At 74.8% G+C, this 17,491-nt stretch carries 18 protein-coding genes; 5 read left to right on the forward strand and 13 right to left on the reverse strand.

Translation table 11 applies throughout. The features are described 5' to 3' along the window. Positions 1–175: 175 nt before the first annotated feature. The 5 genes from OH807_RS10320 to infC form a co-directional block, all read right to left on the reverse strand. Positions 176–1,279 carry an ATP-binding protein gene (locus tag OH807_RS10320; protein ID WP_406196688.1) on the reverse strand — a complete coding sequence of 368 codons (1,104 nt, stop codon included), beginning with the start codon at positions 1,277–1,279 and terminating at the stop codon, positions 176–178. Between the two features lie 103 nt (positions 1,280–1,382). Further along, a complete protein-coding gene (locus OH807_RS10325; protein WP_406196690.1) occupies positions 1,383–2,249 on the reverse strand; it encodes a TrmH family RNA methyltransferase in 867 nt (288 codons plus the stop codon). Between the two features lie 156 nt (positions 2,250–2,405). After that, positions 2,406–2,801: a 50S ribosomal protein L20 gene (gene rplT / locus OH807_RS10330; protein ID WP_030055649.1), complete on the reverse strand. Its 396-nt coding sequence runs from the start codon at positions 2,799–2,801 to the stop codon at positions 2,406–2,408. A gap of 108 nt (positions 2,802–2,909) precedes the next feature. After that, positions 2,910–3,104 (reverse strand): 50S ribosomal protein L35, encoded by a 195-nt coding sequence (gene rpmI, locus OH807_RS10335; protein ID WP_329486877.1) that lies wholly within the window; start codon positions 3,102–3,104, stop codon positions 2,910–2,912. Between the two features lie 140 nt (positions 3,105–3,244). Beyond that, positions 3,245–3,985, reverse strand: coding sequence for a translation initiation factor IF-3 (infC, locus tag OH807_RS10340; protein WP_406210867.1), 741 nt, complete (start codon positions 3,983–3,985; stop codon positions 3,245–3,247). A gap of 460 nt (positions 3,986–4,445) precedes the next feature. On the opposite strand from infC, the gene OH807_RS10345 reads away from it, so the two are divergent. After that, positions 4,446–4,823 carry a DUF1844 domain-containing protein gene (locus tag OH807_RS10345; RefSeq protein ID WP_406196693.1) on the forward strand — a complete coding sequence of 126 codons (378 nt, stop codon included), beginning with the start codon at positions 4,446–4,448 and terminating at the stop codon, positions 4,821–4,823. Between the two features lie 114 nt (positions 4,824–4,937). On the opposite strand, the gene OH807_RS10350 is transcribed toward OH807_RS10345, so the two are convergent. Further along, positions 4,938–5,681: an SseB family protein gene (locus tag OH807_RS10350; RefSeq protein ID WP_406196695.1), complete on the reverse strand. Its 744-nt coding sequence runs from the start codon at positions 5,679–5,681 to the stop codon at positions 4,938–4,940. Between the two features lie 170 nt (positions 5,682–5,851). Here OH807_RS10350 and OH807_RS10355 point away from each other — a divergent pair, with 170 nt between their 5' ends. From OH807_RS10355 to OH807_RS10365, 3 genes are all read left to right on the forward strand, one after another. Next, positions 5,852–7,084, forward strand: a complete 1,233-nt coding sequence (locus OH807_RS10355) for an amino acid deaminase/aldolase (RefSeq protein WP_406196698.1) — start codon at positions 5,852–5,854, stop codon at positions 7,082–7,084. A gap of 185 nt (positions 7,085–7,269) precedes the next feature. After that, the gene (locus tag OH807_RS10360) at positions 7,270–7,725 is read left to right on the forward strand and encodes a hypothetical protein (protein WP_406196700.1); all 456 of its coding nucleotides are present in this window, start codon (positions 7,270–7,272) and stop codon (positions 7,723–7,725) included. A gap of 240 nt (positions 7,726–7,965) precedes the next feature. Further along, positions 7,966–8,898 carry a lytic polysaccharide monooxygenase gene (locus OH807_RS10365; protein ID WP_406196702.1) on the forward strand — a complete coding sequence of 311 codons (933 nt, stop codon included), beginning with the start codon at positions 7,966–7,968 and terminating at the stop codon, positions 8,896–8,898. Positions 8,899–9,035: 137 nt separating this feature from the next. Here OH807_RS10365 and OH807_RS10370 read toward each other — a convergent pair whose 3' ends face one another. The 3 genes from OH807_RS10370 to OH807_RS10380 all read right to left on the reverse strand — a co-directional run bounded on the left by OH807_RS10370 (position 9,036) and on the right by OH807_RS10380 (position 12,667). Next, positions 9,036–10,262, reverse strand: a complete 1,227-nt coding sequence (locus OH807_RS10370) for a DUF2510 domain-containing protein (protein WP_406196704.1) — start codon at positions 10,260–10,262, stop codon at positions 9,036–9,038. Positions 10,263–10,410: 148 nt separating this feature from the next. After that, positions 10,411–11,145 carry an SDR family oxidoreductase gene (locus tag OH807_RS10375; protein ID WP_406196706.1) on the reverse strand — a complete coding sequence of 245 codons (735 nt, stop codon included), beginning with the start codon at positions 11,143–11,145 and terminating at the stop codon, positions 10,411–10,413. A 103-nt stretch (positions 11,146–11,248) separates the two neighbouring features. Next, positions 11,249–12,667 carry a glutamine synthetase family protein gene (locus OH807_RS10380; protein ID WP_406196708.1) on the reverse strand — a complete coding sequence of 473 codons (1,419 nt, stop codon included), beginning with the start codon at positions 12,665–12,667 and terminating at the stop codon, positions 11,249–11,251. Positions 12,668–12,818: 151 nt separating this feature from the next. Between OH807_RS10380 and OH807_RS10385 the strand changes: the two genes are divergently transcribed. Continuing rightward, entirely contained in the window at positions 12,819–13,568 is a 750-nt protein-coding gene (locus OH807_RS10385; RefSeq protein ID WP_406196710.1) for a gamma-glutamyl-gamma-aminobutyrate hydrolase family protein, read from the forward strand. A gap of 18 nt (positions 13,569–13,586) precedes the next feature. Here OH807_RS10385 and OH807_RS10390 read toward each other — a convergent pair whose 3' ends face one another. The 4 genes from OH807_RS10390 to OH807_RS10405 all read right to left on the reverse strand — a co-directional run bounded on the left by OH807_RS10390 (position 13,587) and on the right by OH807_RS10405 (position 17,464). After that, positions 13,587–14,417, reverse strand: a complete 831-nt coding sequence (locus OH807_RS10390; RefSeq protein ID WP_406196713.1) for an SGNH/GDSL hydrolase family protein — start codon at positions 14,415–14,417, stop codon at positions 13,587–13,589. A gap of 63 nt (positions 14,418–14,480) precedes the next feature. Then, on the reverse strand, positions 14,481–15,704 hold the full coding sequence (locus tag OH807_RS10395; RefSeq protein WP_406196716.1) for a beta-ketoacyl-[acyl-carrier-protein] synthase family protein: 1,224 nt from the start codon (positions 15,702–15,704) through the stop codon (positions 14,481–14,483). Then, positions 15,701–15,943: an acyl carrier protein gene (locus OH807_RS10400; protein ID WP_406196718.1), complete on the reverse strand. Its 243-nt coding sequence runs from the start codon at positions 15,941–15,943 to the stop codon at positions 15,701–15,703. The genes OH807_RS10395 and OH807_RS10400 overlap by 4 nt, the downstream gene beginning before the upstream one ends. 81 nt (positions 15,944–16,024) lie before the next feature. Further along, on the reverse strand, positions 16,025–17,464 hold the full coding sequence (locus OH807_RS10405) for an MFS transporter (protein WP_406196721.1): 1,440 nt from the start codon (positions 17,462–17,464) through the stop codon (positions 16,025–16,027). Positions 17,465–17,491: the final 27 nt, after the last annotated feature.

Consider the following 17,491-nt stretch of genomic DNA (forward strand, 5'->3'; position numbering starts at 1 on the left):
CACGGGCAGCCCCCGCCTCGGTACTCGGGGAGGGTGTCCGCGGCACGGCCGCGCAGGGCGTTGCGCAACGCCAAAGGTCGATTGTAGTCGCAGCGCGTAGCGCGCCCGTCGTGACGCCCGCCGGCCGGCGGCTCCGGAGGATCCCGGAGCGGCCCGGGCCGGTCTCCGCGCTCCGTCAGAGCATGAAGTCCGGCACACCGGCGGGCAGGATAAATCGGAACCGGGCGCCGCCGCCGGGCGCGCGGTCGACCCGGATCGAGCCGCCGTGGGCCTCCACGACGCCCTTGACGATGTACAGGCCCAGGCCCGTGCCGCCGCGCTTGGAGCCCCGCCAGAAGCGGGTGAAGACGCGCGGCATCGACTCCTCGGGGATGCCGGTTCCTTCGTCGCTCACGGTGACCGCGGTGCCTTCCAGGATGCGGGGCGGGGTGCCGGAGCGCTCCCAGACGGGAGCCTCGACGACCTCCTTGGCCGGTGCCACCTCGATCGTGACAGTTCCCTCGCCGTGCCGCACCGCATTTTCCAGCAGGTTGCCCAGCACCTGGTCGACCTTGTCCGGATCGGCCCAGAGCACGGTGAGCGGCTCGCTGATCCGGATGTCGAAGCGGTCCTCGGGGATGCCGGTCGCGACCTTGCGGGCCACGTGCCGGTGCACCGTCGCGGCGAGGTCCACCACCTGCTTGCGCAGCTCCAGCCGGCCGGCGTCGATCCGCGAGATGTCCAGCAGCTCGGCGATCAGCCGGGTGACGCGGTCCGCGTCGGCGTCGACCGTCTCCAGCATCAGCCGCTTCTGGCCGTCGGTGAACCGCTCCCACTTGGCCAGCAGGGTCGCCGTGAACCCCTTGACGCTGGTGAGCGGCGAGCGCAGCTCGTGCGCCACCGTGGCGATCAGCTCGGCGTGGCTGCGCTCGGTGCGGCGGCGCGCCTCGGTGCCGCGCAGCGCGACCACCAGCCGCTCCAGCCGCCCCTGCGGGCGCTCCCGCACGTACCGGGCCGAGACCAGCACCTCGCGCCCGCCGGGCAGCAGCAGGTTGCGCTCCGGCTGGCTGGTGCGGATCGCCAGGCCGCCGTACGGGTCGGTCAGCTGCCACCAGCGGCGGCCGTCGAGGTCCTCCAGCGGGAGGACGTCCGCCAGCGGGCAGCCGAGCGCCGCCTCCGGCCGGATGCCGGTCAGCCGGGCGGCGGCCCGGTTGAAGCAGACCACCCGGCCTTCCGCATCGGCGACCACCAGGCCGTCCGGGAGCTCGTCAGGGTCGAGCTCCGCCCCGCTGCCGACCATGGGTGTCCTCCCCGATTACCCACCGTGTCTTTCCCCCCACCGAGGCAGACCCTAGCGTCTCGCAGCCCCTGGTAGTAGGGCCCGTGACGACTTCCGGGGGCGGCTACCCCCCTGCGCGGCACCCGCCCGGCGAGCGCTGCGCCCGCGCGGAGGCGTAGAGGCAGACGGCGGCGGCCGTGGCCAGGTTGAGGCTCTCTGCGTGTCCGTGGATCGGCACGCGCACGACCTCGTCGGTGAGTGCGCGGGTCTCCTCCGGGAGCCCCCACGCCTCGTTGCCGAACACCCATGCGCCGGGTGCGCCCAGCGTGCCCTCGTCCAGCTCCTGGTCGAGGTCGCGCTCCCCCGCGCCGTCCGCGGCGAGCACCCGCACACCGGCCTCGCGCAGCCGGCCGACGGCCTCCTCGACCGGCACGCCGACGGCGACCGGGAGGTGGAACAGGCTGCCGACGGAGGCCCGGACGGCCTTCGGGTTGTAGAGGTCCACCGAGGCGTCGGTGAGCACCACCGCGTCCGCGCCGGCCGCGTCGGCGGTGCGCAGCACGGTGCCGGCGTTGCCGGGGTCACGGACGTGGGCCAGCACGGCGACCAGCTTCGGGCGGGCCTTCAGCACCTCGGCGAACGGGGTGTCGATGAACCGGCAGAGCGCCACGATGCCCTGCGGGGTCACGGTGTCGCAGATGTCCGCGACCACCTCGTCGGTGGCGGTGAGCACCGGCAGCCCCTCGGCGACCGCGGCCGCCACGATGCCGGCGTGCCGCTCGGCGGCCTCCGGGGTGACGTACACCTCGACCACGGCGTGCTCGTCCGTACCCGGCAGCTTCCCGAACGCGACGGCCTCCCGGACGGCCTGCGGCCCCTCGACGAGGAAGCGGCGCTCCTTCGTGCGCTGGTTCCGCTTGGCGAGCCGGCGGGCGGCGACGACGCGCGGCGAGCGCAGGGAGGTGAGCAGAGGGGTGTCGGTGGTCGGCATGGTCTCGTCTCTGTGGCGGGGAGCCGGTGGCGGTGCGCCGGGGGCGCTGGTGACGGTGGTGCGCGCCGGGGCGCCGGCCGTCACAGGGGGAACGCAAAACCGGACCCGCAGGAAATGCCTGCGGGTCCGGTCGGGTGCGACTGCCGATCCGGAGGATCAGGCGGCGTCGGCGGCGGCCTTCGGGGCGTTCACGTCGGCCGGCAGCGCCTTCTGCGCGACCTCGACCAGCGACGCGAAGGCGCCCGGGTCGTTCACCGCGAGGTCGGCCAGCATCTTGCGGTCGATCTCGACGCTGGCGGCCTTCAGGCCCTGCACGAAGCGGTTGTAGGTGATGCCGTTGGCACGGGCCGCAGCGTTGATGCGCTGGATCCACAGCTGACGGAAGTCGCCCTTGCGCTTCTTGCGGTCGTTGAAGTTGTAGACCAGCGAGTGGGTGACCTGCTCCTTGGCCTTGCGGTACAGGCGCGAGCGCTGGCCACGGTAGCCGCTGGCGCGCTCCAGGATGACCCGGCGCTTCTTGTGGGCGTTCACTGCCCGCTTGACGCGTGCCACTTGATTACTCCTTGGGTTGGACCACGGACTACTTCACGCGGTCCGTCATTCGAATGGGTCGGGAAGGATCAGCTGCCCCGCTCACGGCTCGCACCGGGCGGGAGGCGATCACTTGCCGAGAAGCTTCTTGATCTTCTTGGCGTCAGCGGGGGCCACGACGACGGTCCCGGCCAGCTTGCGGGTCAGCGTCGAGGGCTTATGCTCCAGGAGGTGGCGGCGGCCGGCGCGCTCGCGCAGCACCTTGCCAGAGCCACTGATCTTGAAGCGCTTGCTGGCGCCACTGTGCGTCTTCTGCTTCGGCATTTCGCCGTATCTCCTCGTCGGTCCGTCCACGCCCGCGCGGTGGTCGCCGCGCGGGCGTGAAGGATGGATCTGCGATGACCGGGCAGGACGCCCCGTCACCTTGGTGGCCGGTCCCCCGGACCGCTCTGGCCGGTGAAGGCTCAGGCGTCCTGGGAGGCCTCGGCCGGCTGCTCGACCTCGGTGGCGTCCTCGACGTCGGCCTCGTCGGCCTCGTCGGTGTCCGCCTCGTCGGCCTCGGCCTCGAGGGCCGCGTTCTCGGCTTCGAGCGCGGCGTCCTCGTCACCCTCGGCGTCGGGGCCGGTGGTCCGGCCCTGACGCTCCGCCTTGCGGGCGTCGGCAAGGGCGCGGGCCTCGGCCATCGCCTCGGTCTTCTTCTTGTGCGGACCAAGGACCATGATCATGTTACGGCCGTCCTGCTTGGCCGAGGACTCCACGAAGCCCAGGTCCTGGACGTCGTTCGCCAGCCGCTGCAGCAGTCGGAAGCCCAGCTCGGGGCGGGACTGCTCACGACCGCGGAACATGATCGTGATCTTGACCTTGTCGCCCTGCTTGAGGAACCGGACGACGTGACCCTTCTTGGTGTCATAGTCGTGCGGGTCGATCTTCGGCCGGAGCTTCATCTCCTTGATGACCGTGTGCGCCTGGTTCTTGCGCGCCTCACGGGCCTTCATGGCCGACTCGTACTTGAACTTGCCGTAGTCCATGAGCTTGCACACCGGCGGCCGGGCGGTCGCCGCGACCTCGACCAGGTCGAGGTCGTACTCCTGCGCGAGCTCCAACGCCTTGGCAAGCGGCACAATGCCGACCTGCTCGCCGCTGGGACCGACGAGTCGCACCTCGGGGACGCGAATCCGGTCGTTGATGCGGGGCTCGGTGCTGATGGGGCCTCCTAGGTTGCACCTTCTGCGATGCGGCCGTCGGACGGCGGACGCACGTAGTGGACTCGACCACTGGGCGGGGCTTCATTCGTGCTGCGCTGCCTGACTTGCTGGTAGGCACTGCATGCACCGCGACACGAAAAAAGCCCCGCTCGGTACAAGCGGGGCTCCACACAACCGGGGGCGACGCCCGGTGAGGGGCGCTGCGGGCGACCGGCGCCTGGGCGCCCGTCGCGGACCGGACCCGTCGACCGTGAAGCCGATCGGGTGGGAGACTTTCGCGGTTGCCCTCTCGGGCCTCCTGGGTGGAGCCTCCTCTTGCTGGCCGGGGGCCCTCGAAGAGCTCCTGGCCGGTCAGTCTCGAAGCATACAGTCCCCCGGGGTCGAACGCTATTCCGCCCCCTCCGACCGGCCCTTGTACGCTCCCTGTGTACGGACACCGGCACGACGGAACGAGCCCCCCTTGAGCAGCGAGCCCACCCAGAACCCCGCCGCGGACAACGAGGCGATCGGTTTCGACGACCTCACCCGGGACATCGCCGAGGTCCCGGCCGTCGAGGTGATCACCACCGTGGCGGTGCACCTGATGAGCGCCGCCGCCGTGAAGTGCGGCCTGGCCGAGGGCGGCGAGGCCGACAAGGACCTCGACGAGGCGCGCAAGCTGATCACCGCACTCGCCGGGCTGGTCACCGCCGGCGCCCCCGAGATCAGCAGCTTCCACGCCGCCCCGCTGCGCGACGGCCTGAAGTCGCTCCAGCTGGCCTTCCGCGAGGCGTCCCTCGTCCCCGACGCGCCGGGCACCGGTCCGGGCGAGAAGTTCACCGGGCCGGTCCACGCCTGAGCCCGCGCCGCCACCCCGGTACGCACCGGCGGGAGGCGGACGCGAAGTGCCCCGCGGATCCGTGATCCGCGGGGCACTTCGCGTCCGGCCGCGCAGCGTCCGTCCAGTGCGCCTTCAGCGCCGGTAGAGGGGCTCGCCGGGCAACTGCGCGTCCGCCGGCAGCACGGCCAGGCTCAGGCCGCGGTCGAGCCGTACGCGCAGCACCGGGTCGGCCGCCACGGCCTGCCCCACCCGCTGCGCCGCCGCCTGCACCCCCGGCTGGTCGAGCGCCTGGTCCAGCACCACCGCGAGCAGCCCGTCCCCGTCCTGGTAGGGCGCCAGCAGGCCGCTCACCACCTGCGGCTCGGCCGCCAGCAGGGCCCGGACGGCCTCGCGCACCTCGGGGTCGCGCACCGGCGGCAGGTACGGCCGGTTCTCCGCCAGCGCGCGCAGCCGGGCGCCGGACAGCTGGTAGGGCACCGGGCCGGCCGGGTCGATCAGCAGCGTGTCGGCGCGCTCCGAGAAGGCGACCATCGCGGCCTGCGGCGCCGCGACCGGCGCCGGGCGGGCGTCGGCCCGCCAGCGGGTCAGTGCCTCCATCGAGGTGAAGGCCGGCAGGGCACGGCGGCCGTCGGCGGCCTCGACCACCGGCACCGCCATGTCACTGGTCTTCTCGTGCTTGTGCCCGTGCTCGTCCACCTCGACCTCGCCGAGAACGGCGACGATCGGGACCATCAGCCGGGTCGGCACCAGCGCCGTGAGCACCTCGGGCTCGGCGGTGCCGTCCTGCGACCAGCGCGCGAGCGCCTCGGCGAGGGCCGGGTCGGCGCTGCCGTCGTCGGCGGCGAATCCTGGGTTCGGGATGTTCTTGCGGTCCACCCGGCCGACCCTATGCCACCTCACACCCGGGCCGGGCCTCCGGCGACCGGCCGGACGCCCCTGCGCCCCGTCCGGGTGCTCCCGGCGGTCCGGGCCGCCCCGGCGGCTCGCACCGAACAGGTCCGTCGCGCCCCTACCCGGCGGTAGCGAGGGTGTGGCATGGTGCGCGCATGGCCACGCTCGAAGCTGCTGCCCGTACCGCCGCCGCGCCCACGCCGGCCGCCGACCGAGCCCGGTACGACCGGGCCACCGCCCATCTGGACGGCCCGGTGGCCGTCGTCGACCTGGCGGCCTTCGACGCCAACGCCGCCGACCTGGTGCGCCGGGCGGCCGGCAAGCCCGTCCGGGTGGCCAGCAAGTCGGTGCGGTGCCGGGCGCTGCTGGAACGGGTGCTGGCGACGGACGGGTTCGCCGGGGTGATGAGCTTCACCCTCGCCGAGTCGGTCTGGCTGGCCCGCTCGGGCCTGCGCGACATCCTGCTCGCCTACCCCTCCGCCGACCGGGCCGGCTTCGCCGAGCTGACCGCCGACCCGGAGCTCGCCGCCACCATCACCGTGCTGCTGGACGACCCGGCCCAGCTGGACCTGATCGACGCGGCCCGTACCGGCTCCACCGAGGTGCGGGTCTGCCTGGAGCTGGACACCGCCCTCCACCTGCTCGGCGGCCGGGTCCGGGTCGGCGCCCGGCGCTCGCCGCTGCGCACCCCCGAGGACCTCGGCGCCTTCGCCGAACTGGTGCAGCGCCGCCGGGGGTTCCGGGTGGTCGGACTGATGGCCTACGAGGGACACGTCGCCGGGGTGGGTGACGACCTGCCCGGGCGTCCGGTCCGGTCGCGGCTGATCCGGCTGATGCAGGCCAGGGCGCGGACCGAACTGGCCGAGCGGCGGGCGGCGGCGGTCCGGCGGCTGCGCGCGGTGGCCGAGCTGGAGTTCGTCAACGGCGGTGGCACCGGCAGCGTCGAGTCGACGGTGGCCGAACGGGCGGTCACCGAGGTGGCGGCCGGCTCCGGGCTCTACGTGCCGCAGCTGTTCGACCACTACCGCGCGTTCCGGGGCCGGCCCGCCGCGCTGTTCGGGCAGCCCGTGGTGCGCCGGCCCGGCCTCGGCGTGGTGACGGTGCTCGGCGGCGGCTACCCGGCCTCCGGAGCGGCCGGCCCGGACCGTTCGCCGGTGCCGTACCTGCCGCAGGGGCTGCGCTACGACCCGATGGAGGGCGCCGGCGAGGTGCAGACGCCGTTGCTCGGCCCGGCCGCCGACGACCTGCTGATCGGCGACCGGGTCTGGTTCCGGCACGCCAAGGCGGGCGAGCTGTGCGAGCGCTTCGCCGAACTGCACCTGATCGAGGGCGACACGGTGACGCGGAGCGTCCCGACCTACCGGGGTGAGGCGAAGACCTTCCTCTGACCCTGCCGGCCCTCCCTGGTGCTGCCGGCCCTCCTGACACCCCCGGCCCTCCTGGCGCTCCTGACGCTCCGCCGGGCCGGGGACGGGCCCACGCCGGGCCCGCTCCGACCGCCCGCACCCCGCCCGGCCTGCGGGTGCTCTGGCGTGGTGGCAGCAGCAGGACCGGAACAGCAAGGGGGAACGACATGGCAGCCGAGCTCGTGCAGCAGGTGGTCACCACGGGAGCCACCACGGTGGTCGGACTGATGGCCACCGAAGCCTGGACGCAGGTGCGTTCACGGCTCGCCGTGCTGTTCGGCCGCGGCCGGGACACCGAGCAGGTGGCCGCCGAGCTGGAGGGGATCCGGGTCGAGGTGGTCCGGGCCGACGGCGATGCCGAGCCGGTCGGCGACCACACCGCCGAGCTGCGCGGCCGGATCCGCCGCCTGGTCCGCCAGGACCCCGGCGCGGCCGCGGAACTCCAGGCGATCCTCGCCGAGTTCGGGCCGCAGCAGCCCGCCGGGGCTCAGGTGTCGATCACCACCAACACGTTCAGCGACGGCACGGCGAGTGGCATCCTGGTGATGGCGTACAACAGCGTGGTGCACCAGCACGAGGCGGCCCCGGCACCCCTCCCCCGGAGTACCCCGCCGCGCGACTGATCTTTTCCGGACCTTAAGAAGGCCCGATGGGAAGCCTAACTCCTGCTTTCCGTCGGGCCTTTGCGCTGCGCGTACCACTACAGTCCGTCAAAAAGTACGCCACAACCGGCTATTGCCAGTTGGTCTAGTCCAATCATACGCTCAGGCCAGGGGCCCGTGCGCCGGGTCGGCGGCCCCTCGGGCAGACGTGTCCATCCCCCACACGACTCGACCCGGACCAGGTCAAGGAGTCCCCACCCCATGTCCATCAAGCGCACCGCCCTCTCCCTCGGTGTGATCGGCACCGCGGTCCTCGCCGTGTCGGCCACCACCGCGGGCACCGCCGGCGCCCACGGCACCATGACCGGACCGGTCAGCCGGATCGCCGCCTGCTACGCCGAAGGCCCGGAGACCCCGAAGTCGCAGATCTGCAAGGACCTCGTGGCGATGAGCGGCACCCAGCCGCTCTACGACTGGAACGAGGTCAACATCGCCAACGCGGACGGCCACCACCAGGCGCTGATCCCGGACGGCAAGCTCTGCTCGGCCAACCGCGACAAGTACAAGGCGCTCGACCTGCCGCGCGCCGACTGGCCGGCCACCCCCGTCACCGCGGGCACCCTGAACGTCAAGTTCCGGGTCACCGCCCCGCACCAGGGCAACCAGACCGTCTACATCACCAAGCAGAGCTGGGACCCGACCCAGCCGCTGAAGTGGTCCGACCTGGACCCGGCCCCGGTCGCCGCGGTGCCGACCAGCCGCACCTCGACGGACGGCTACTACAACTACACCGCCTCGCTGCCGCAGCGCACCGGCCGCCAGCTGCTCTACACCGTGTGGCAGCGCACCGACAGCCCCGAGGCCTTCTACAGCTGCTCCGACATCGACTTCGGCAAGACCGCCGCCGCCGCCCCCGCCGGCCAGGCCGTCACGGCCCTCGCCGCGCAGGCCCCGGCCGCGCCCAGCGAGGAGCAGATCACCGCGGGCCAGTCCAAGTCCACCGTCTCCCACCACGGTCACGGCGGTGGCGTCACCGAGCCGGCCGGCGCCGTCGTCCCGACCGCCAGCGCCGCCGTCGGCGGTAACTCGCCCACCGGTCCGCTGCTGCTGGCGGGTGCCGCCGCGATCAGCGTCGGCTGGGCCGGCATGGTTCTCCGGCGCCGTCGCTTCGAGGCTGTTCGACGCGACTCCTGACCGCCGGAAGCCCGGACCGGACCGCCCTCCGACCCCTGCGCGGTCAGGTCCGGGCACAATCCGTCGCAGCACCGCACGACGGCGGCCCACCCGGACGATTCCGGGTGGGCCGCCGTGCATGAGCGGAGCAGCGCTGATCAGGCCGTCGTGGTGGTGCCGCTCCCACCGCCCAGGCCGGCTCCGGCTCCGGCGCCAGTGCCCGTGCCCGTGCCGGCGCCAGTACCCGTGCCGGTACCGGCACCCGGCCCGCCGCCCGGGAAGAACGGCACGTTGCCGGTGAAGTCGCCGATGCCCTTGACGATGGTGTCCATCACGCCGACGTCCGGCGCCTTGTCCGCGATGTCGAAGCCCAGGTGGACGGAGATCAGCGACTTGCCGTCCCCGGACGGGAAGACCACGGTCTGCACGTAGCCGTCGTTGCCCTTCGCCGCGTCGACCTTCCAGCGCACCAGGTAGCCGTCCCGACCGTCGACCTTGACCGTCTCCGACTTCAGCTCCTCGTGGGAGTTGAGGTCGTTGTACGAGTCCTTGGCCGCCTTCTCGATGTCGGCCTTGGCCGCCGCCTGGACGTCGGTGCCGGCGCCGCCGATCACGCCGGTGTTGGCACCGCCGAGCGAACAGGTGCCGCCGCCCTCGCAGGTGTAGGAGCCGACGCTGAGCGCGGCGAAGCCGTCCTTGGTGGTGCCGCCCTCCCAGCCGGACGGGACGGGCAGGGTGATCCGGTTCACGAGGTCCGCGGCGGTGTCGCTGCCCTTGTTCTGGCCGTTGCCCTGGCCCCGGCCACCGCCGTTGCCACCGCCGTTGCCCTGGCCGTTGCCACCGCCGTTGCCCTGGCCGTTGCCACCGCCCTGGCCGTTGCCTCCCCCGTTGCCGCCGCCGTTCCCGCCCGGGCCGCCGAAGTCGGGCAGCCCGCCGCGGGAGCCGTCCTCGCCGTTCGGCGCCGGCCGGGCGGTGCGGTGCGAGGCCCGCGTCTCACCGTGGTCGTCCATCGCCAGGTAGGTGATCCCGGAGCCGACCACCAGGCCGACCAGCGCCGCCACGGCCGTCGCGACCACCAGCTTGGACGGCTTGCGCCGCTGCTTCGGCGGCGGCGGTACCGGCGTGCCGTAGGCGGTGCCGAAGGGCGGTGGCTCGGGGTAGCGGACGCTCGGGCCGCTCTCCAGCACCTCCCCCTCCAGCACCCGGGTCTCGGCGGTCGCCTCCGGCCCCGGAGCCCCGGCCGCCGGGTGCTCCGGCGGCGGTGCGTCCGAGGGTGCGGGCCGGGTGCCGGCCGTCCAGCCCGTGCCGTCCCACCAGCGCTGGGGCCTCGGCTCGGTGATGTCCTTCGGGTCCGGGTACCACCCGGCGGGAATCTGCTCGCTCACGAGAGAGAATCTAAAGGCAGCCGGATAAACGCGATATCAGCGCGACCCCGAATTCCCGGCATTTTCGATGAGATTACGGTGAGAAGGCGCAGCGACCCCCCGGAACGGTCTTCGAACGGCCTCCGCGCGGCCCCTGGCCGCCCACGGTTCAGCCGCCCGCGGTGACGGCGTCGACCAGGAACTCGGTCGCGGTGACGGCGGCCGCGTCGTCACCGGCCAGGAAGGCCACCGCGGCCGCGATGTCCTCCGGCCGGGCGGACCGGCCGGGCGGGGAGCCCACCGGGCCGGGCAGCAGCGCGTTCACCCGGATGCCCTCGCGGGCGAACTGCAGACCCAGTGCGCGGGAGAGCGCCAGCACCCCGCCCCTGGCGGCGGTGCGGGAGATCTGCGCACCGGCCGGCCCCGCCACCGCCCCGAGGCCGGCCGCGTTGATGATCGAGCCGCGCCCGTGCCGCCGCATGTACGGCAGCGCCGCCCGGCAGCAGAGGTAGACGGAGGTCAGCTCGGCCTCCTGCACGCGTCGCCAGGTGTCCGGCCCGGTGGTGAGGATGGAGTCGTCCTCCGGCGACGGGGCGGTGCCCGGGTTGTTGAAGGCGACGTCCACACTGCCGAAGGTCTCGTACGCCTCGTCGAACAGTGCCTCGACCAGGTACGGATCGGTGAGGTCGGCGGGGACGAAGAGGCCACCGGCCGCCTTCGCGGCCGCCCGGCCGGCGGCCTCGTCGAGGTCGGTGCAGACCACGTGCGCGCCCTCGGCGGCGAGCCGGCGGGCGGCTGCCAGGCCGATGGCACCGCCCGCACCGGTGACCACGGCGGTCCGGCCGGCCAGGCGCCGGCCGGGCCCGCCCTCGGCCCCGGGCTTCGGGGCGCTTCCGGTCACCACCGGCTCCTCCCTGCGCGGACGGGCGCGGGAACGCGCGCCGCAACGGACGCGGGAACGGCAACGAGGGCGGGCGCAGGGACGGGCTCGGGCTCGGACATCCCGCTCACATCCGCTCGAAGGACCGGTAGCGCTCCCAGTCCGTCACGGCACTGTCGTAGGCGGCCTGTTCGACCCGGGCCATGTGCAGGTAGTGCTCGACCACGTCGTCACCGAAGGCCTCCCGGGCCGGCTCGCTCTCCGCCCAGAGGTCGGCCGCCTCGCGCAGCGAGCCGGGCACCCGGGCGTACTCGTCGGCCGAGTAGGCGTTGCCGAGGCAGGGGGCGGGAAGTTCCAGCTTCTCCCGGAGGCCGTGCAGCCCGGCCGCGATCATGCCGGCCACCGCGAGGTACGGGTTGACGTCGCCGCCGGGCACCCGGTTCTCCATCCGCAGGCCCGGGCCGCGGCCGACCACCCGGTACGCGCAGGTGCGGTTGTCCCGGCCCCAGGCGACGGCGGTCGGGGCGGAGGAGCCGGCGCGGTAGCGCTTGTACGAGTTGATGTTCGGCGCGTAGAGCAGGCTGAACTCGCGCAGCGCGGCGAGCTGGCCGGCGAGGAAGTGCCGCATGGTGTCGGTCATCCGGCCGTCGCGGTCGGCGAAGGCCGGCGCGCCCGGGCCGCCCGCCGGGCCGCCGGGGTCGCGGAGGTCCCGCAGCGAGAGGTGGATGTGGCAGCTGTTGCCCTCGCGCTCGTTGTACTTGGCCATGAAGGTGAGCGCGCAGCCCTGCTGGGCGGCGATCTCCTTGGCGCCGGTCTTGTACACGCTGTGCTGGTCGCAGGTGGTGAGCGCGTCGGCGTAGCGGAAGGCGATCTCGTGCTGGCCGAGGTTGGCCTCGCCCTTGGCGGACTCCACGATGAGGCCGGCGCCGGCCATCTCGACCCGGATCCGGGAGAGCAGCGGCTCGACCCGGGCGGTACCGAGCATCGAGTGGTCGACGTTGTACTGGTTGGCCGGTGTCAGGCCGCGGTAGCCGCCGAGCCAGGCCTGTTCGTAGCTGTCGCGGAAGACCAGGAACTCCAGCTCGGTGCCGATGTCCGCGGCCAGCCCGTACTCGGCGAGCCGCTCGATCTGGCGGCGCAGCATCTGCCGCGGTGCGGCGTCGACCGGGTGGCCGCCCTGCCGGGTGAGGTCCGCGGTGACCTGGGCGGTGCCGGGCTGCCAGGGGGTGAGCCGCAGGGTGGCGAGGTCCGGGCGCATGGCGAAGCCCCCGTGACCCGTCTCCCAGGAGGACAGCGCGTAGCCGTCCACGGTGTTGAGGTCGACGTCGACGGCGAGCAGGTAGTCGCAGGCCTCGGCGCCGTGCTCGGCCACCTCGTCGAGGAAGAAGCGGGCGGCGAAGCGCTTGCCCTGCAAGCGGCCCTGCATGTCGGTGAAGGCCAGCGCGACGGTGTGGATCTCGCCGGCGTCGACCAGGGTGCGCAGCTCGTCCAGGGCGAGCGGTGCGCGCCGCGGCGCGCCCTCGGCGGCACTACCGGTACCGGGCATGGCGGGACCTCCTCGATCACTCAGCGAGACCATCCGGTCACAGCGAACCGTACGGCCTGGCGCGGACGGCGCGAAAGAGGGCGGGCTGGTGTGGCGCGCCGAGAGTCCTGATTGACGAGGTATCGGGTGGTACGGGGGGAGAATGCCCGCCATGGATCGCAGGCCTTTCATCGGCGTCAGCACCTATCGGGTGGACGTGAGTTGGAGCGACTGGCGGGACCGCCCGGTGGCGTTGGTGCCCGAGCGGTACACCGCATACGTACGGGATTCCGGCGGGATCGTGGTCCTGCTGCCCCCGGACGCCCCGGAACGCGCGCCGGAGGTGCTCGCCCGGCTGGACGCCCTGGTCATCGTGGGCGGACCGGACATCGACCCGGCCTACTACGGGCAGCCGCGGCACCCGCGGACCGAGGTGGACTCGCCGGAGCGGGACGTCTGGGAGTCGGCGCTGATCCGGGCGGCACTGGCGGCGGGCATCCCCCTGCTGGGGATCTGCCGGGGCATGCAGGTGCTGAACGTGGTCTGCGGCGGCTCGCTGGTGCAGCACCTGCCGGACGTGGTCGGCCGGGACGTGCACGGCGGCACCCCCGGCAAGTACGGCGAGCACGAGGTGCGGCCGGTGCCCGGGACGCTCCTCGGCGGGCTGCTCCCGGAGAGCGAACTGACCGTGCCGACCTTCCACCACCAGGCCGTCGACCGGCTGGGCGAGGGCCTGCGGGTGAGCGCCCACGCGCCGGACGGCACGGTGGAGGCGGTGGAGGGGCCCGGCTTCACGCTGGGTGTGCAGTGGCACCCCGAGCAGGGCGACGACCTGCGGGTGATGCAGGCGCTCGTCCGGGCGGCGACGGCGGCCCGGACGGTGCCGCTGGAGACGGTGGAGGCGTTGGACGCCCTGGGGTGACGGCGGGCCGCACGCCGCTCAGGCGGTGACGGGGTCGGTGCGGCCCGGCCGGCCGGCCGCCGTGACCAGGCCGGGCACCATCCGGGCGGCGTGCTCGGCGTACCCCTGCGGGGACGGGTGCACGCCGTCCGGGCCGAGCAGCTCGCCGGCCCGGGCGCGGAACTCGGGGCCGCCGGACGGCGCCGGCACCGCGCCCACCCGTTCGGCGGCCCGGCTCTGCAGCCGGGCCAGCCGCCGCGAGCGGCGGGCGCCCACCCACCGGGCCGGGGCCCGGAAACCGGGCGCGTGGCCGAGGTCCGGGCAGGGCACCACGACGAGCTGCCAGCCGGCCTCGGCCAGCGCCCGGACCAGGTGCGCGAAGCGGCGGGCGGAGCGGCCGACCGGCAGCGGGAGCAGGACGTCGTTGCCGCCGACGATCAGGACGGCGATCCCGGGCCGCAGCCGGGCGGACCGGGCCACCTGCCGCCGGACGTCCGTCGTGGTCGCGCCCACCCGGGCGAGCACGCGCAGGTCGACCGGCCGGTCGAGGTGCTCGCCGAGCGCCAGGGCCAGCCGGGCGCCGAGGGTCTCCTCGGCCCGGCTCGCCCCGAGGCTCTGGGCGAGCGAGTCGCCGAGCATCAGCAGGGTGAGCGGCCGGTCGTCGGCGGGCGCGGCGGGCCCGTACCGGCCGTCCGCGCGCGGGGCGGCCCAGTCGGTGGGCGGGTGGTGCATCAGCAGGCGGCTGTAGAGGCGGGCGGCGGCGAGCCGGGCCCGGCGGAGCGGGCCGCCGCGCCGGCGCGGGCGGGCTTCGGCGGGGCGGGCCTCGGCGGGGCGGGCGGCGGGGGCGGGCGGGGCGGGGCTGGTGGGCATGGCGGTGCTCCGGGTCGGGGTCGGGGTCGGGGTCGGGTCGGAACCGGGCGGGGGCCGGGGCGGTCAGGCCGCCGTCAGCACGACGGCCGCGTTCTGGCCGCCGAAGCCGCAGGACACCGAGACCGCCGCCTGCAGGGCGACCTGCCGGGGCGCCTTGGTGACCACGTCGAGGTCGATCCGCTCGTCCATCCGGTCGAGGTTGGCGGTCGGCGGGATCAGCCCGTGCTGCAGGCTCAGCACGGTCAGCGCCGCCTCGATCGCCCCGGCGGCGCCCATGGTGTGGCCGATCACGCTCTTGTTCGCGGTGACCGGTGGCGGGCGGCGGAAGACCCTCCGCAGTGCGGCCGCCTCGGCCGGGTCGTTCAGCGCGGTGCCGGTGCCGTGCGCGTTGACGTGCCCGATCTCGTAGGGCGCCAGCCCGGCGTCGGCGAGCGCGGTGTCGATCGCGCGGGCGAGCCCCTCACCCTGCGGGTGCGGGGCGGTGAAGTGGTAGGCGTCGGCGGAGGAGCCGTGGCCCGCCAGGTAAGCGCGCGGGCGGACGCCGCGCGCCCGGGCGTGGTCGAGGCGTTCCAGCACCAGGACGCCGGCGCCCTCGCCGAGCACGAAGCCGTCCCGGCCGGCGTCGAACGGCCGGGAGGCGCCGGCCGGGTCCTCCCGGCGCCGAGACAGCGCACCGAGCCGGTCGAAGGCCGTCGCCACCATCGGCGAGCGCGGGTTGTCGGTGCCGCCGGCCAGCACCACGTCGCATGTGCCGGCCCGGAGCAGGTCGCAGGCCAGGGCGAGGGCGGTGGTGCCGGAGGCGCAGGCGGTGCTGGTGACCAGGCTCGGCCCGCGCGCCCCGAGGTCGAGGCTGACCTCGCCGGCCGCCATGTTGGGGATGCTGCGCGGCAGCATCAGCGGGGAGACCCGGTCGGGCCGCCCCCGCTCCAGCCGGGTGTACTCGACCCGATGGGTCTCCACGCTGGTGGCGCTGACCCCGAGCACCACGCCGACCCGGGCACCGTCCCAGCAGACCGGGTCGAGCCGGGCGTCGGCGACCGCCTCCCGGGCGGCCAGGACGGCCAGTTGGGCGAACCGGTCGAGCCGGCGGGCCAGCCGGCCGCCGAGCAGCCCGGTCGCGTCGTACGGGCCGACGGCGCAGCTGAAGTCGACGTTCAGGCCGGTCAGTTCCAGGTCGGGCCGGGCCGTCGGCTCCCCGCCGAGCAAGTGCTCCCAGGTGGCCGCCGTCCCGAACCCGGCCGGGGTGACCAGCCCGAGCCCGGTCACGGCCACCGTGCGTCCGCTCAACTGACCGCACCTGCCGCGAGGCCGGCATCGGCGCAGGCGGCCAGTTCGCCGAGGGTGGCGTCCGGCCGGATGTCGGCGACCGTGACGCCGAGGCGCTCCTCCACCAGCAGGGACAGCTCGACCAGCGCGAGGCTGTCGAGCTCCAGCGCGGCGAGCGCGGCGTCGGGGGCGACGCGCTCGGCGGGGACGTCGAACTCCTCGACCAGGCAGTCGCGGAGGATCTGGTAGCTGGCGGACATGCGGGGTCCTTTCGGGACGGCACGACGGGCGGGGCAGGGGGCGGGGCAGCGGGCGGGAGACGAGGGCGGGGGCGGGCGGGTTCAGCCGTCCGGGTCGGGCACCAGGGCGGGCCGCGCCCCGGACGCGGGGACGGCCCCGGGGCCGCGCCCGGGCAACCGCAGCCAGGCGAGCAGCACACCGAGCAGCGCGACGGCCCCGCCCGCCCAGGAGGCATCGGCCAGTCCCTCGGTGAACGCCGCCGGCGAGACCGGCGCGCCCGTCCCGCCGCCGCCCAGCGCGGTGGCCAGGACGGAGCCCAGCACGGCCACACCGAGCGTCGAACCGACCTGGCGGGTGGCGTCGTTGAGCGCGGAGCCGACCCCTGCCATGGCCGGCGGCACCGCGCTCATCACGAGTTCGGTGGCGACCGGGGCGAGCAGCCCGGCGCCGAGGCCGGAGACGCCCTCGAAGGCCAGCACCGGGAGGTCCGCCGAGTCCGGGCCCAGCCGGCCCAGTTGGACGAAGCCGGCGGCGATCAGCAGCAGGCCGCCGGCCGCCGGGGTGCGGGCCCCGAGCCGGCGCGCCAGCACCGGCCCGAGCACCGCGCCCACCGCGAGGCCCAGCGACAGCGGGACCATCCGCTGCCCGGCCTGCCAGGCCGAGAGGCCGCGCACCTGCTGGAGGTAGAGCGTGAGCAGGAACATCGCGCCGAACATCGCGAAGGACATCAGGGCCAGGCAGAGCGTGGCCGGCCAGACCGGGCCGCCGCGCAGCAGCCGGACGGGGACCATCGGTGCCGCGCAGCGCAGCTGCCACCGGGTGAACCCGGCCAGCAGCAGGGCCGCCGCGGTGAACGCGGCCAGCACCTCGGGGCTGGTCCAGCCGTGCCCCGGCGCCTCGATCAGGGCCCAGACCAGCGCCAGCAGCCCGGTGCAGGAGAGCAGCGCACCGGGCCGGTCGAGCGGCCGGGCCCCGGGGTCGCGCGACTCGGGCAGCACCGGGACGGCGGCCAGGAGCGCGGCCACCACCGGGACGTTCAGCCAGAACGCGGCCTGCCAGCCGTACTGCTCGACCAGCCAACCGCCGGCGACCGGGCCGAACAGCGCGCCGACCCCGGCCACCGCCGCCCAGATCCCGATCGCCCGCCGCCGGTCGTCCCGGTCCGGCAGCACGTGCACGACGGTGGAGAGGGTGGCCGGCATGAAGAGGGCCGCGCCCAGCCCCATCGCGCAGCGGGCGGCGACCAGCCGGGCCGGGCCGTCGCCGGTCGCGCCCGCCACGGAGGCGAGCGCGCAGATCACCAGCCCGGCGGCGAACGCCCGGCGCCGGCCGTAGCGGTCCCCGAGGGCGCCCGCGGCCAGCACGCAGCCGCCGAGCGCGAGGGCGTAGCCGTCGACGATCCACTGGGTCTCGGCCAGGGTCGGGCCGAGGTCGGCCCGCAGGCCGGGGACCGCCACGTTGAGGACGGTGAAGTCGAGGCCGAGCAGGAACAGCGCGGCGCAGACGACGGCCACCGCCGCCCACGCCCGCCGCCCGCTCACCGGCGCGGTTCCGTGCCGCACGCGCCC

It is taken from the genome of Kitasatospora sp. NBC_01560, assembly GCF_045208415.1.
GTDB lineage: Bacteria > Actinomycetota > Actinomycetes > Streptomycetales > Streptomycetaceae > Kitasatospora.

Excerpts from the sequence above, each read along its gene's own strand:
- OH807_RS10325 (WP_406196690.1), bottom strand. The coding sequence starts at position 2,249 with ATGCCGACCACCGACACCCCTCTGCTCACCTCCCTGCGCTCGCCGCGC.
- OH807_RS10400 (WP_406196718.1), bottom strand. The coding sequence starts at position 15,943 with ATGTCCGCCAGCTACCAGATCCTCCGCGACTGCCTGGTCGAGGAGTTC.
- OH807_RS10365 (WP_406196702.1), top strand. The coding sequence starts at position 7,966 with ATGTCCATCAAGCGCACCGCCCTCTCCCTCGGTGTGATCGGCACCGCG.
- OH807_RS10385 (WP_406196710.1), top strand. The coding sequence starts at position 12,819 with ATGGATCGCAGGCCTTTCATCGGCGTCAGCACCTATCGGGTGGACGTG.
- rpmI (WP_329486877.1), bottom strand. The coding sequence starts at position 3,104 with ATGCCGAAGCAGAAGACGCACAGTGGCGCCAGCAAGCGCTTCAAGATC.
- OH807_RS10360 (WP_406196700.1), top strand. The coding sequence starts at position 7,270 with ATGGCAGCCGAGCTCGTGCAGCAGGTGGTCACCACGGGAGCCACCACG.
- OH807_RS10355 (WP_406196698.1), top strand. The coding sequence starts at position 5,852 with ATGGCCACGCTCGAAGCTGCTGCCCGTACCGCCGCCGCGCCCACGCCG.
- OH807_RS10380 (WP_406196708.1), bottom strand. The coding sequence starts at position 12,667 with ATGCCCGGTACCGGTAGTGCCGCCGAGGGCGCGCCGCGGCGCGCACCG.
- OH807_RS10320 (WP_406196688.1), bottom strand. The coding sequence starts at position 1,279 with ATGGTCGGCAGCGGGGCGGAGCTCGACCCTGACGAGCTCCCGGACGGC.
- OH807_RS10390 (WP_406196713.1), bottom strand. The coding sequence starts at position 14,417 with ATGCCCACCAGCCCCGCCCCGCCCGCCCCCGCCGCCCGCCCCGCCGAG.